The 12,862-nt window shown below is 74.1% G+C and carries 14 protein-coding genes; 4 read left to right on the top strand and 10 right to left on the bottom strand.

Translation table 11 applies throughout. The annotated features are described in order from the left end of the window. Position 1: 1 nt before the first annotated feature. Both ACI790_RS06520 and ACI790_RS06515 read right to left on the bottom strand, forming a co-directional pair. Positions 2-388 (bottom strand): VOC family protein, encoded by a 387-nt coding sequence (locus ACI790_RS06520; RefSeq protein WP_456568979.1) that lies wholly within the window; start codon positions 386-388, stop codon positions 2-4. A gap of 10 nt (positions 389-398) precedes the next feature. Beyond that, a complete protein-coding gene (locus tag ACI790_RS06515) occupies positions 399-671 on the bottom strand; it encodes an ArsR/SmtB family transcription factor (RefSeq protein ID WP_456568978.1) in 273 nt (90 codons plus the stop codon). Positions 672-771: 100 nt separating this feature from the next. On the opposite strand from ACI790_RS06515, the gene ACI790_RS06510 reads away from it, so the two are divergent. After that, positions 772-1,290, top strand: coding sequence for an N-acetyltransferase family protein (locus tag ACI790_RS06510; RefSeq protein ID WP_456568977.1), 519 nt, complete (start codon positions 772-774; stop codon positions 1,288-1,290). 16 nt (positions 1,291-1,306) lie between these two features. Here the strand turns inward: ACI790_RS06510 and ACI790_RS06505 are convergent, their stop codons facing one another. After that, positions 1,307-2,257, bottom strand: a complete 951-nt coding sequence (locus ACI790_RS06505; protein ID WP_456568976.1) for an acyl-ACP desaturase — start codon at positions 2,255-2,257, stop codon at positions 1,307-1,309. A gap of 206 nt (positions 2,258-2,463) precedes the next feature. Between ACI790_RS06505 and ACI790_RS06500 the strand changes: the two genes are divergently transcribed. After that, positions 2,464-2,679 carry a hypothetical protein gene (locus ACI790_RS06500; RefSeq protein ID WP_456568975.1) on the top strand — a complete coding sequence of 72 codons (216 nt, stop codon included), beginning with the start codon at positions 2,464-2,466 and terminating at the stop codon, positions 2,677-2,679. Between the two features lie 93 nt (positions 2,680-2,772). After that, positions 2,773-2,973, top strand: coding sequence for a hypothetical protein (locus ACI790_RS06495; RefSeq protein ID WP_456568974.1), 201 nt, complete (start codon positions 2,773-2,775; stop codon positions 2,971-2,973). Positions 2,974-3,036: 63 nt separating this feature from the next. On the opposite strand, the gene ACI790_RS06490 is transcribed toward ACI790_RS06495, so the two are convergent. From ACI790_RS06490 to ACI790_RS06470, 5 genes are all read right to left on the bottom strand, one after another. Beyond that, positions 3,037-4,248: an acyl-CoA dehydrogenase family protein gene (locus ACI790_RS06490; RefSeq protein ID WP_456568973.1), complete on the bottom strand. Its 1,212-nt coding sequence runs from the start codon at positions 4,246-4,248 to the stop codon at positions 3,037-3,039. Positions 4,249-4,419: 171 nt separating this feature from the next. Next, entirely contained in the window at positions 4,420-4,824 is a 405-nt protein-coding gene (locus ACI790_RS06485; RefSeq protein WP_456568972.1) for a DUF4383 domain-containing protein, read from the bottom strand. A gap of 197 nt (positions 4,825-5,021) precedes the next feature. Continuing rightward, complete coding sequence (locus ACI790_RS06480; protein WP_456568971.1) at positions 5,022-6,677, bottom strand: carbamoyltransferase family protein; 1,656 nt, start codon at positions 6,675-6,677, stop codon at positions 5,022-5,024. A gap of 107 nt (positions 6,678-6,784) precedes the next feature. Continuing rightward, a complete protein-coding gene (locus ACI790_RS06475; RefSeq protein WP_456568970.1) occupies positions 6,785-8,491 on the bottom strand; it encodes a RecQ family ATP-dependent DNA helicase in 1,707 nt (568 codons plus the stop codon). 84 nt (positions 8,492-8,575) lie between these two features. Then, positions 8,576-9,802: a DUF2786 domain-containing protein gene (locus tag ACI790_RS06470; protein WP_456568969.1), complete on the bottom strand. Its 1,227-nt coding sequence runs from the start codon at positions 9,800-9,802 to the stop codon at positions 8,576-8,578. Between the two features lie 128 nt (positions 9,803-9,930). On the opposite strand from ACI790_RS06470, the gene ACI790_RS06465 reads away from it, so the two are divergent. Beyond that, on the top strand, positions 9,931-11,175 hold the full coding sequence (locus ACI790_RS06465) for a glycosyltransferase 87 family protein (protein WP_456568968.1): 1,245 nt from the start codon (positions 9,931-9,933) through the stop codon (positions 11,173-11,175). Here ACI790_RS06465 and ACI790_RS06460 read toward each other — a convergent pair. Both ACI790_RS06460 and ACI790_RS06455 read right to left on the bottom strand, forming a co-directional pair. Next, on the bottom strand, positions 11,113-12,537 hold the full coding sequence (locus tag ACI790_RS06460) for a phospholipid carrier-dependent glycosyltransferase (protein WP_456568967.1): 1,425 nt from the start codon (positions 12,535-12,537) through the stop codon (positions 11,113-11,115). The two genes, ACI790_RS06465 and ACI790_RS06460, sit on opposite strands and share 63 nt — an antisense overlap. 4 nt (positions 12,538-12,541) lie before the next feature. Continuing rightward, entirely contained in the window at positions 12,542-12,805 is a 264-nt protein-coding gene (locus ACI790_RS06455; protein WP_456568966.1) for a hypothetical protein, read from the bottom strand. Between the last annotated feature and the right edge of the window lie 57 nt (positions 12,806-12,862).

The following is a 12,862-nucleotide window of genomic DNA, read 5'->3' as shown; positions in this document are numbered from 1 at the left end:
GTCAGTTCGGAGCGGCGATCTGCAGCAGGTTGCCGCAGGTGTCGTCGAGCACGGCGGTGGTGACCGGCCCCATGGCCGTCGGCGGCTGGGTGAAGGTGACCCCCAGGGCGGTGAGCCGGTCGTACTCCGCCTGCACGTCGGCCACGGTGAACGAGTTGTAGGGGATGCCGTCGGCGACGAGCCCGGCCTTGTACGCCTTCGCCACCGGGTGCTCGTCGGGCTCGAGGGCCAGTTCCACGCCGTCGGGCTGCTCGGGTGAGACGACGGTGAGCCAGCGGTGCTCGCCGAGCGGGACGTCGTTCTTCGGCACGAAGCCGAGCACGTCGGTGTAGAAGCGCAGCGCCTTCGCCTGGTCGTCGACGAAGACGCTGGTCAGGGTGATCCGCACGATGCCCTCCTCAGGGGTCGATCCGCCACCGCTCGGTGACGGCGCGCAGCGGGGAGGTGTCCAGGTGGTGGTACTTGCAGCGCCCCTCGCGGCGGGTGCGCACCAGGCCCGCGGCCTCGAGCACGTCCAGGTGCTGGGAGACGGCCTGGCGCGAGGAGCCGACCCCGTGCCGGGTGAGCAGCCGGTTGACCAGCTCGAACAGCGTCTGGCCGTCGCGCTCTTGGAGCACGTCGAGGATGGCCCGCCGGGTGGGGTCCGCGAGCGCCTTGAACACGTCGCCCACGCCGGCAGGATAGGCAACCGTTCGCTTGCCTGACAAGGGACGGGACGCCGGGAGCGGGGGCGGCCTCGGGGTGCGCCGCGCCGCGGCGGAGAATGGCCGGGTGCCCGCTGCTGCCGTCCGGCCCGTTGCCACCGTCGACGCCGCGCTGCGCGCCGAGCTGCTCGCCTGCTGGACCGACGTGACCAACGCCGGGGGCGCCGTGGGGTTCGTGCCCCCGGTGACGCCGGAGGAGGTCGTCCCGTTGCTGGACAAGCTCCTGGAGGGGGTCCACTCCGGCCGGGACGTGCTCGCCCTGCTGGAGGTGGACGGCGAGACGGCCGGGTTCGCCAGCGTCGTCGGGTCGCTGAGCCCGCTGCGCCGCCACTGGGGCACGGTCCTGCGGGTGCAGGTGCACCCGTCGCGCCAGGGCCAGGGGCTGGGCCGGGTGCTGATGGACGGGGTGCACCGGATCGCCCGGGAGCGGGGGTGGGAGTTCCTCCACCTGACCGCCCGCGGGGGCACGGGGTTGGACGCGTTCTATCGGAGCCTGGGCTACGCGGAGGTCGGCCGGCTGCCCGGCGCGATCCGGGTCGCTCCCGGCGACGACCGCGACGAGATCGTCATGGCCTGCCCGCTCTGAGCGCCGCGCGGAGCTGTCAGACCTGGACGGGGGCCTCGCCCCTGGCCGCCATGCGGGCGCGCAGCCGCTCGCGGCTCTCCACGAACTTCGAGGCCTGGGCGTCCAGCCCGGTCAGGAACTCGGCCAGCTGCTCGCGGGCCTGCTCGCCTGCGGGCCCGAGGTCGCTGCGCTCGAAGACCTTCCAGGTGCGCAGGATGGGGCTGACGACCTCGTCGTGGTGCAGGCGCAGGTCGTAGATGCCGGCCTTGGCGATGATCGTGGAGTTCTTCCGGAAGTTCGCCATGTTGGCGCCGGGCATCTCGAAGTTCATGACCTCGGTGGCGACGGCCTTCATGGTCTCGTCCGGGTCGATGTCGAACGCCGCCGTGACGAGGTTCCGGTAGAAGATCATGTGCAGGTTCTCGTCGGTGGCGATGCGGGCCAGCAGCTTGTCCGCGATCGGGTCGCCGGTGGCCTTGCCGGTGTTGCGGTGCGAGACACGGGTGGCCAGCTCCTGGAAGGACACGTAGGCGACCGCCTCGAGCGGGGTCTTGTCGCCGGAGTCGTAGCCGGTGGTCATGTAGTCCATCCGGGCCCGCTCCAGCTCGACCGGGTCGACGCCGCGGGTGACGACGAGGTAGTCGCGCAGCGCGACGCCGTGCCGCCCCTCCTCCGCCGTCCAGCGGCCCACCCACTGGCCCCAGGCGCCGTCCCGGCCGAACCGGGTCGCGATCTCGCGGTGGTAGCTGGGCAGGTTGTCCTCGGTCAGCAGGTTCACGAACATCGCGGCCTTGGCCGTCTCGTCGAGCCGGGACTGCTCGGGCGACCAGTCCTCGCCGCCGAGGAAGGCGAAGTTCCGGCCCTCGTCCCAGGGCACGTAGTCGTGCGGGTGCCACTCCTTGGCCATCCGGATGTGCCGGTCGAGGTTCTCCGCGACCACCGGTTCCAGCTCGGTCAGCACGGCTGCCTGCGGGGACGTCTGGGACATCGGGACCTCCGGGTCGACTCGACCTGCGTCGTCGCAACCTGCGCCGACGGGACCTCCGGTCGTGCTCGTACGGGAGTTCCCCGTCCGGCCTGCCGCTACCCCTCCGCCGGGCAACCCGGCGGGACCGGACGCCCGGTGGCACCGGCAGGATCGGCCCGGCCCGCCGTCCCCGACCGGGGCGCGGGGCGGTTTGGCAGGGTGGGGGCATGACGCACCCGTCCCCCGGTACTCCCGTCTCCCGCACTGCCCGCCGCGAGCGGCTGGTCGGGCTGCTCGTCCTCGGGGTCGCCGTCGTGCTGCTGGTGTCCACCCCGACCTGGTTCGCCGGTGACCAGGCCGGCGTGGGCATCGGCCAGCTCGCCGTCGCCGTCGTGCTGGCGGTCGTCGGCGCCCTCCTGGTCCGGCGCGCCGGCCGCGGCTGAGCGCGCCCCGCGTCCGTCGCGGCGTCCGCCGCCGTTGCGACCGGAGGTGAGGCGCACCACACTCCGGCGACAGGTGGCGACGAAGGAGGACCGGTGAAGCTCGACAAGCAGGAGCTGGTGCGGATGCTGCGCACCGAGGGCGACAACGACACGGCCGAGCAGGTGGAGGGGCGGTTCGGCGACAAGATCGACACCGACCGGGACGGCGACGCCCTGGCCGAGATGGGCCTGGACCGCACCCAGCTGATGAGCAAGCTGGCCGGGGGCGGCTTCGGCACCACGCTCAGCCCCTGAGCCCGCAGACGACGGTGGCCCGGAACCGCGTGCGGTTCCGGGCCACCGGTCGTGCGCGCGCGGTCAGCCGGTGAAGGGGCGCTCCCGCGCCAGCTCCTCCTTGGCCACGCCGCGGATGTGCACCGCGTCCGGGCCGTCGACGATGCGCAGCGTGCGGGCGCTGGCGTAGAAGCGGGCGAGCACGGTGTCGTTGCTGACGCCGGCGCCGCCGTGCACCTGGATGGCGCGGTCGATGACGTCCAGGGCCACCTTGGGAGCGGCGACCTTGATCGCCGAGATCTCGGTGCGCGCGCCCTTGGCGCCGTACTTGTCGATCAGGTCGGCCGTCTTCAGCACGTAGAGCCGCGCCTGGTCGATCTCGATCCGGGAGAGCGCGATGGCCTCCCGCACCGTGCCCTGCTCGGCCAGCGGGCGGCCGAAGGCGACGCGGTTCTTGCTGCGCTCGACCATCAGCGCCAGGGCGCGCTCGGCCATGCCGATGGCGCGCATGCAGTGGTGGATGCGGCCGGGGCCGAGCCGGGCCTGGGCGATCATGAAGCCGTCACCCTCGCCGGAGAGGATGTTGCTGACCGGTACCCGGACGTCGGTGAACCGGAGCTCGGAGTGGCCGTGCTGGTCCTGGTACCCGAACACCGGCAGGTGCCGGATGATCTCCAGGCCCGGGGTGTCCCGGGGGACGAGGACCATCGACTGCTGCCGGTGCGGCGGGCCGTCGGGGTCGGTCTTGCCCATGACGATGAAGATCTGGCAGCGCGGGTCGGCGGCCCCGGAGGTCCACCACTTGCGGCCGTTGATCACGTACTCGTCGCCGTCACGCACGATCGAGGTCTGGATGTTGCGCGCGTCGGAGCTGGCGACGTCGGGCTCGGTCATCGCGAAGCCGGAGCGGATCTCGCCCTCGAGCAGCGGGTTCAGCCAGCGCTCCTTGTGCTCCGGCGTGCCGAAGAGCATGAGCGTCTCCATGTTGCCGGTGTCCGGGGCGCCGACGTTCATCGACTCCGGCGCGATGACCGGCGACCAGCCGGTGATCTCGGCGACCGAGGCGTACTCGAGATTCGACAGCCCGCCGACCTCGTGGTGGAAGAGGTTCCACAGGCCGCGCTTGCGCGCCTCGGCCTTGAGCTCCTCCAGCACGGGCGGGTGCTCGTGGTTGTCGTGGCCGCGCTCGGCACGCCACTGGTCGTAGACGGCCTCGGCGGGGAACACGTGCTCGCGCATGAAGTCCCATGCGCGGGCGCAGACGTCCTCGGCCTTGGGCGAGAGAGCGAAGTCCATGACGGGCAACGTAGCGCCGGACGTGATCGCCGTCGCATCGGGGGTCCGGCGGTGCGGCGGACGCGGGTGGAGCCGGGCCCGGACCGGGGCGGAGCCGGGCCCCGGCGTCCGGGTGGACGACGGGACCCGGCTCCGCCGGGGTGGCCGCGGGCGCGGCCGGTGCGGCCGGGGTCAGGCGCGCGTGCGCCCCTCGACGGCGTTGCGGACCGGACCCAGCGCGATCGCCAGGCCGGCGAGGGCGCTGACCAGGTGCAGCCAGTTGTCGGCCCAGTTGATGCTCAGGAAGTCCCATTCGGCGTCGACGGCGAACAGCCCGTAGACGAACGTGGCGCCGTACCCGATCGCCAGCAGCCAGCCGTACGTGCGGGCGCCGGAGAGCGTGCGGAACAGGGCGATGCCCGCCGCACCGATCAGGATGTGGACGATGTTGTGGAACGGGTTGATCTCGAAGCCGATGATCGTCTCGTCGCTGTCGTGCGCGAAGAAGTTGTCGAACCCGGTGATGAAGAACCCGACGATCCCGACGAGCAGGTAGATGACGCCGATGGCGAGCGCCAGCATCTGCGGCCAGGTCATCCCCGGGCGATCCGCCCCGGTGCGGCCCGCTGCTGCAGACATCTTTGTCCTCCCATGGTGGTCGACCCGCCGCGTTCTGACGGGTTGCACCGGGCCCTACCCTGGCTAGACCAGGCCTAACGGCGATCACCCGACGGGAGGACCGTCGTTGCCGAACTGTCACCGGACGGCCGCCCGCCGGCGCGGGACGGACCGGTTCAGCCCTGCGCGGGGCGGGGCGTCGCCTTCGCCCGGCGGACGACGAACGGCCCGATCGCCAGCAGGTCGACCGGCGCCGAGCCGAAGCACTCCAGCGCGTCCCGCGGGTCGTCGACCATCGGCCGGCCGGCGGTGTTCAGGCTGGTGTTGACCACCACCGGCAGCCCGGTGCGCCGCTCGAAGGCGGAGATCATCCGGTGCACCAGCGGCTGGGCCTCCGGGTCGATGGTCTGGATCCGCGCGGTCCCGTCGACGTGGGTGACCGTGGGGATGCGGTCGCGCCACTCGGGCGCCACGTCGTGCACGAAGAGCATGTACGGCGAGGGGATCGGCCCGCGGCTGAAGATCTCCGGCGCCTTCTCCAGCAGCACCATCGGCGCCACCGGGCGGAACTGCTCGCGGCCCTTGACGTCGTTCATCCGCTCGAGGTTGGCCTCGAAGCCGGGGTGGGCCATGAGCGAGCGGTGGCCCAGTGCGCGCGGGCCGTACTCGCTGCGGCCCTGGAACCAGGCGACGATGCCGTTGTCGGCCAGCACCTCGGCCACCGCCTCGGCGACGTCGTCCGGGCGCTCGTAGTCGATCGCCGCCGTCTGCAGGACCTGCTCGATCTCGTCGTCGCTCCAGCCGCGGCCGAGGGCCGCCCCCGGCATGGGCCGGGTGTCCTCGCCGAGCTCGCGGGCCACGTGCAGGGCGGCGCCCAGCGCCGTCCCGGCGTCGCCGGCAGCCGGCTGGACCCAGACCTGCTCGAACGGGCTCTCGGCCAGGATGCGGGTGTTGGCGACGCAGTTCAGCGCGGTGCCACCGGCCAGGGTGAGCGTCTTCTCGCCGGTCTGCTCGTGCACCCAGCGGGCCAGGTCGATCAGCACCTCCTCCAGCCGCTGCTGGACGCTGGCGGCCAGGTCGGCGTGGTCGGAGGTCCACTGGTCGCCCTTGCCCAGGCGGGGGGCGAACTCGGTGAAGTCGATCTTCTCGGTGCGGAAGCCGCCGTCGTCGGTGGCGCGGATCAGCTCGGTGAGGTCGCCGACGAAGCGCGGCTTGCCGTAGCTGGCCATCGCCATGACCTTGAACTCGTCGCTGCTGCGCAGGAAGCCCAGGTGGTCGGTGAGGTCCTCGTACATCAGGCCGAGGGAGTGCGGCAGCGCCTGCCCGGCCAGGATCTCCAGCCGGCCGTCGACGTAGCGCCCGGCCAGGTGGCTGTGCGCCTCGCCGCGGCCGTCGAGCACGAGCACCGCGTTCTGCCGCTGCGGGGCGGCCAGCCCGGCCGAGGCCGCGTGCGCGACGTGGTGCTTCACGAACCGGACCTTCGCCGGGTCGAGCCCGGGGAGGGCGTGCGCCAGGAAGTCCGGCGCCATCTCGGCGTACTTCTTGCGCATGACGTCGCCGTCGTCGAACAGGCCGGTCTCCTCCGGGGTCGTCATCAGGCCGGGGTCGAAGGAGTAGGCGACCGCGTCGAGCTCCTCGGGCCGGATGCCGGCCTCCTTCAGGCACCAGGCCGCGGACAGCTCGGGCAGCTCCCAGGCGCTCCAGGGCAGGGGCCGCTTGCCGTGCTTGCGCCGGCTGAAGCGCTCCTCCTCCGCCGCGGCCACGACCCTGCCGTCGACGACCAGCGCCGCCGCCGGGTCGTGGTAGATCGCGTTGATGCCCAGGACCTTCACGCTGCTGCTCCTCCCGACCGGGCGCGCGACGGGTGTGGCGCCCGGAAACCTGTGGTGATCATGAACCCGGTCCCGCCGTCCCGCAGGTCGGGGCGACGAGTCGCCGGTCAGCGCCGGCGGAGCAGATCGTGCTCCTGGACGGCGGCCAGGGCGAGGGTCTTGTAGCCGACGTCGTCGAAGAGAACCGTGATCCGGTCGTCCTCGACGCGCATCACGATCCCGGCGCCCCACTCGCTGTGCTCCACCGCCGTCTCGGCCGGGAACGGGGTGTCGGCGTCGCCCTCCGGGAGTTCGTGGGCGGTGCCCGCCGAGCAGTTGTCGCAGTTGCCGCACGGCTGGTCGAGCTGCTCGCCGAAGTAGCCCAGCAGGAACTGCCGGCGGCACTCCGTGGTCTCGGCGTAGCCGCGCATCATCTCCACCCGGCTCTGGTCGACCCTCTCGTGGTGCTCGGCGAGCTCCCGGGCGGCGGCGGCCGCCTCCCCGGGCGCGGGGGCCCCCTCGGCCAGGGAGGCGGCGCCGTCCTCGTCCACGACGACGGCGGAGACCTGCTCGAGCAGGTTGAGGGCGCGGGCCAGGGGGGTGGCGGCTCGGCCGGTCTCCTCGCGCAGGGTCGCCACGTCCACGCCGTCGGCCAGGCCCGCGGCCGGCGCGGCGGCGACCAGGCCCGCCACCTGCTGCAACTCCTCCTCGGCGGGGGTGCCGGCGGCGAAGAAGCGGCGCAGGCCCAGGTCCTCCTGCCGGTAGACCAGGACGGCGAGCGCGTCCTTCCCGTCGCGGCCGGCCCGCCCGATCTCCTGGTAGTAGCTGTCCACGGAGTCGGCCGGCTCGGCGTGGATCACGAAGCGGGTGCCGGGCTTGTCGATGCCCATGCCGAAGGCGGTGGTGGCGACGACGACGTCGAGCTCGTCCGCCATCCAGGCGCGCTGGGTCTCCTCGCGGTCGGTCTTCTTCTGCCCCGCGTGGTAGGCCTGCGCGCGCAGCCCGCGGTCGGTCAGCGCGGCGGCGACCTCCTCGGTGCCCCGGCGGGTGGCGCTGTAGACGATCCCCGGCCCCCGGCCCTCGCCGATCTCGGCGAGCACCCGGTCGAGCACGCCCTGCTCCTTGGCGTGCGCGTCGGCGTAGTGGTCGACCTCCAGCCGGATCTCCGGGCGGTCGAAGCCGGCGACGACGACCTCGGGCCCGCGCATGCCGAGCTGCTCGACGATCTCGGCGCGGACCGGCGGCGCGGCGGTGGCGGTGAGCGCCAGCACGGTCGGGTGGCCCAGCTGCTCGATCACGCCACCGAGGCGCAGGTAGTCGGGGCGGAAGTCGTGACCCCAGGCGGAGACGCAGTGCGCCTCGTCGACGACGACCAGCGCCGGGTCCGCCGCCGCGATCGCCTCGACCACCTCGGGCTTGGTCAGCTGCTCGGGCGCGAGGAAGAGGAAGCGGACCGTTCCGTCACCGACTCCCTCCAGGGCGTTCCGCTGGTCGGCGGCCGACAGGCTGGAGTTCAGCTGCGCGGCGCGCCCCGCCTCGCCGGGGAGCTCGGTGAGGCGCTCGACCTGGTCGCGCTGCAGCGCGATGAGCGGCGAGACGACGACGACCGGACCGTCCAGCAGCTGCCCGGCGACCTGGTAGACCGCCGTCTTCCCGGCTCCCGAGGGGAGGACGGCGAGGGTGTCCCGCCCGCCGACCACGGCCTGCATCGCACGCTCCTGCCCGGGGCGGAAGTCCGCGTAGCCGAGGACGTCGCGGGCGAACTCGCGGATGCGGCGGGTGCGGACAGCTGCGGTGGCGCCGGCGGGGTTGTCCCGCTCGGAGGAGGGAGGCACCGGCTGCCTCTTTCCGGCACGGGTCCGGGACAAACGGTGTGCAGGCCCACTCGGCGTGCCCGCGGGAACGCCCCCGAGGCTCCGTCAGCCGAGCGCCGGGTGGTCCGGGCCGACGTCGGCGCGCTCGGCCGCCGCCCGGCCGGCGTACCAGCCGCCTGCGTCGACCGAGGCGCGGCCGCGGCCGGCCCGGACGTGCGGGAAGAGCTCCGCCACGGCCGTCTCGACGGCCTCCTGCCGGGACCGCAGCACGGGCAGCAGGTCCACGCCCCGGTCCGCGGCGGCGTCGGCGGTGGCCTCCCGGCGAGCGGTCCGCAACCGCTCCCCGACCCGGTGGGCGTAGCCCAGCAGGAAGGCCCGGCGGAACGACCGGGACGCCGGCCGGCGGCCGTGCTGCCGCTCGGCGGTGGCGAGCGCCTGCGACACCTGGAGCAGCAGCGACGTGAACAGCAGCTCCACCGCGTCGAGGTCCGGCCGGACGCCGACCAGGTTGGCGATGCCCAGGCCCTGGTACCAGACCAGCCGGACGTCGTTCGCGTCGGCGACCGCGGCCAGCAACTGCATCTTGGCGCGCACGTAGGGATCGGCGACGTGCACGCGACGGGCGCCCACCGCGACCCGCGCGGCGCCCGGCGCGGACCCGGCGCCGAGCAGCGCCACGTCCAGCGCGTGCCGGGCCATGAGTTCCTGCGCCTTGGCGGTCAGCGCCTCGGCCTCGTCGGGGTAGTCGGTCCCCTCCGCCTTGGCCAGCAGGCCGCGGACGCGCCGCAACGCACGGTCGTCGTCCCCGACGGGGCGGGCGGGGCGCGGGCGGGCGGTCCCCCAGCTCGACGGCGGCGGCACCAGCGCCTCCAGCCGCGCCGTCGTGGCCAGCATCCCGGACAGCAGCAGCACGGTGCGCCAGCTCTCCGCGAGCGACCGTCCCTCCGCCCGGTGCCAGGCGGCGACCACCGCGTCGTCCCCGCTGCCCGTGGCGCCGAGCTCGCGGAGCTGGTCGACCCAGGTCTCCGGCGCGCGCGCCAGCGCATCGGTCCGCCGCGCGTGCGCCCCGATGAGCGCCGCGGCCAGCGACGCGGCCCCGGCGGTCGCCTGCCGGCGGGCGGCGTGCACGACGTCGGCCGGCTGCCAGCCCCGCTCCCACGTCCGGTCCAGGGCAGCGAGCAGGCTCCGCGTGGTGCGGCCGCCGCCGTCGACCGGGAGGGCTCGGGCGGCTAGCGTGGCCGCCAGTTCCCTGGCCACCGCCGGGTCGGTCAGCATCGCGCTGCGGTGCTGCAGCAGGTCCGTGAGCCAGGCGTCGTCGATCACGTCGGGCATGCTTCCCGTTCCCGCCGACGAGGGCGGGCGGCGCCTGTGGACACCGGGGCGTCGTCCACAGGCGGTCTGGGCAGTGTCCGGGTGCTGCCGCCGACCGGGCGCGGAACGCATCGACGGAAGGGGACCGCATGACCGGCGGCGGGGTGCCGGGCGTACGCGGCCGGCGGGCCGGGGAGCTGGCGGTGGTCGCCGTCGCCCTGGTCGTGCTGGCCGGCGGCTGGTGGGCCCGGGCGCGCTGCCTGGGCGGTGGCTGGGCGGGCGGCGAGCAGTACTACGGCTACTGCTACTCCGACGTCGCCCCGCTGTGGTCCCGTCGCGGGCTGGCCGAGGGAGCGGGGCCCTACGGGGCCGAGCCGCTGGAGTACCCGCCGGTGCTCGCGGTGCGGATCTGGCTGGCCGCCGTTCTCGCGCACGCGCTGCCGGGCACGGCGACCGTCGTCACCTTCGCCGCCACCAACGGGCTGTTCGTGGTGGCCGAGGTGCTGGGCGCGCTGGTCCTGCTGCGGCGCCTCGGGCTGGGGCCGTCCCGGCTGCTGTGGTGGGCCGCGGCGCCCACCCTGTTCCTGTACGCCTTCTACAACTGGGACACGCTGCCGATCCTGCTGCTGCTCGGGGCGGTCCTGCTGCACCGACGGGGACGGCACACCGCGTCGGGCGTCCTCGCCGGGCTCGGCGCGGCGGCGAAGGTGTTCCCCGGGTTCCTGGTGCCGCTGGTCGTGCTGGCGCTGCTGGCCCGTCGCCGTCCCCGCGCCGCCCTGCTGCACGGCGGCGCCGCCGGCCTGGTGTTCGTCGCGGTGCACGTGCCGGCCTACCTGCTCGCCCCGGACGGCTGGGACCGGTTCTACGAGCTCAGCAGCGCACGCGGCATGCACGTCGACAGCCTCTGGTTCCTGCTCGCGCGGCTGGGCGGCCCGGAGCCCGGGCCGGCCGCGCTGAGCGTCCTGAGCCTGGGGGTCTTCGCGGTCACCGCCGTCGCGGTCGTCGTCCTGGGCGCCCGCCGGCGTCGTCCCGAGGAGTGGTGGCAGCTCGTGCTGCCGGTGCTCGTCTGCTTCGTCCTGGCCAACAAGGTCTACTCGCCGCAGTACACGCTCTGGCTGGTGCCGCTCATGGCCCTCGTCCTGCGCCGGGCCGCGCCGTTCGTCGCCGTCGTGCTCAGCGACGTCCTGGTGCACGCGGTGGAGTTCCCGCACCTCGCGGCGCGCGCGGGCCTCGGGGAGGGGCTGCCCTACCCGGTGCTGGGCGCCGCCGTCGCCCTGCGCGCCGCCGCGCTGGTCTGGGTCGCCGTCGAGGTGGTGCGCCACCCGCCGGGCTCACCGCCAGGACGGCAGCCAGTACCGGAGGTCGAGGGCGTCCCGGTCCAGCGGGATCCCTAGCCAGATCGGGGCGAAGAAGACGAAGCAGGCCACGGCGAGGACGGCCAGCGCGCCCCCGACCAGCCGCGGCCGGGGCGCCACCTGGACGGCGCGCACGAGGCCCAGGGCGATGAACGGCACGACGGGCGCCATGTAGAAGAAGTAACCGGGCTTGCCGGCGGCCAGCCAGGGCAGCCAGAGCAGCACCAGCGGGACCAGGATCGTGGCGGCGACGCCGTCCCGGCGGACGACGGCCCGCCAGAGCAGCACCGGGTAGGCCAGCAGCGCCGGCCACCACAGCGCGGGGCTGCCGACCATGGTGATCCGCGCGACCGTGCCGGGGGGCACCTCGCACTCGCCGGCCTCCTGCTGGGAGGTCGTGCAGCTCTCGGCGTAGACGAGGATCGGGCGCTCCAGCCAGGCCCAGCCCAGCGGGTCCGAGCGGTACGGGTGGGTCGCCTCGAGGTCGCGGTGGTACTGGACGAGGTCGACCTGGGTCTGCCACCAGGTCTCCAGCCGGTCACCGGCGCCGGTCGCGCAGTCGCCGGCCTCGCAGGCGCGCGTGCCGGCGTAGCTCTCCTCGTAGTTGGCGAACCAGCCGGCGTGGGCGGTCACGTACACGGCCGCCGGCAGCACCAGCATGCTGAGCGCGCCACCGGCGGCGACGGCGGCCGCGCGGCGGGTGCCCCGCGCGAGCCCCTCGCTGCGCCCGGCGAGCTCGGTGCCGAGCACGAGGAGACCGGCGGCGGCGATGGCGAGCAGGCCGGACCACTTCGTCGCGACCGCGAGCCCGAGTGCCAGGCCGGCCAGCCACCGGTACCGGGAGCCGAGGAAGGACCGGCGGAGGGCCTCGCCGGGTCCCCGGCCGGGCCGCCGGGCGTCCCGGTCGAGCAGCACCAGCCAGAAGGCGAGGACCACGCACAGGCTCAGCGTGGCGTCGAGCATCGCCATGCGGCTGGTCGTCACCGTCAGCCCGTCCAGTGCCACCAGCAGGGCCGCGAGGGCGGCGGGGGCGGTGCGCCGGAACAGCCGCAGGCCGCAGAGGTGGACCAGCAGGACCGTGAGCGACCCGGCGAGGGCGACGCCGATCCGCCAGCCGAAGGGGGTGTAGCCGAAGATCTGGATGCCGAGGGCGATGACCCACTTGCCGAACGGGGGGTGGGCCGGGCGCTCCTCCTCGACGCCGCGGGTGACGTAGTCCAGGGAGTCCGGGCCGTAGTACTTCTCGTCGAAGAACAGCCGGTCGGGATCGCCCAGGTCCCACAGCCGCACGGCAGCGGCGACGCAGAACAGGACCAGCGGCACCACGAACGCCGACCGCGGACGGCGCCTGGTGGCGCCGCCCGCGGTCCGCTGCTCCGCCGACGTGGCGGCGGTGCTCACCGAGTCAGTTGTTCGTCTCGGTCTCGAACTCGCTCTCGGTCTCGGTGTTGACCTCGGTCTCGGTCTCCACGACCTCTTCCTCGGTCGCGGTCTCGGTCTCGGTCGGCTCGAGGGTCTCGGTGACCTCGGTCTCGAGCTGCTCGGTCTCCGTGAGCTGCTCGGTCTCGGTGACCTCGACGGTGCCCTCCTCCTCGCCGCAGGCGGCGAGGCCCAGGGCCAGGAAGCCGGAGAAGGAGGCGGCGGCGATGCCGCGGGTGAGCTTGTTCATGTCGTTCCCCTTTGGTCGGAGCGTGGGATCTGCGGTCGGTCCTGTTCCATGTCCGCT

The sequence above is a fragment of the Blastococcus sp. SYSU DS0539 genome (assembly GCF_054050855.1).
The sequence above is the reverse complement of the archived record's forward strand: the minus strand, read 5'-3'. Positions and strand labels throughout refer to the sequence as shown.

Bases quoted from the DNA above. Each gene is read 5' to 3' on its own strand.
- ACI790_RS06505 (WP_456568976.1), bottom strand. From the start codon at position 2,257: ATGTCCCAGACGTCCCCGCAGGCAGCCGTGCTGACCGAGCTGGAACCG.
- ACI790_RS06500 (WP_456568975.1), top strand. From the start codon at position 2,464: ATGACGCACCCGTCCCCCGGTACTCCCGTCTCCCGCACTGCCCGCCGC.
- ACI790_RS06490 (WP_456568973.1), bottom strand. From the start codon at position 4,248: ATGGACTTCGCTCTCTCGCCCAAGGCCGAGGACGTCTGCGCCCGCGCA.
- ACI790_RS06485 (WP_456568972.1), bottom strand. From the start codon at position 4,824: ATGACCTGGCCGCAGATGCTGGCGCTCGCCATCGGCGTCATCTACCTG.
- ACI790_RS06470 (WP_456568969.1), bottom strand. From the start codon at position 9,802: ATGCCCGACGTGATCGACGACGCCTGGCTCACGGACCTGCTGCAGCAC.
- ACI790_RS06465 (WP_456568968.1), top strand. From the start codon at position 9,931: ATGACCGGCGGCGGGGTGCCGGGCGTACGCGGCCGGCGGGCCGGGGAG.
- ACI790_RS06455 (WP_456568966.1), bottom strand. From the start codon at position 12,805: ATGAACAAGCTCACCCGCGGCATCGCCGCCGCCTCCTTCTCCGGCTTC.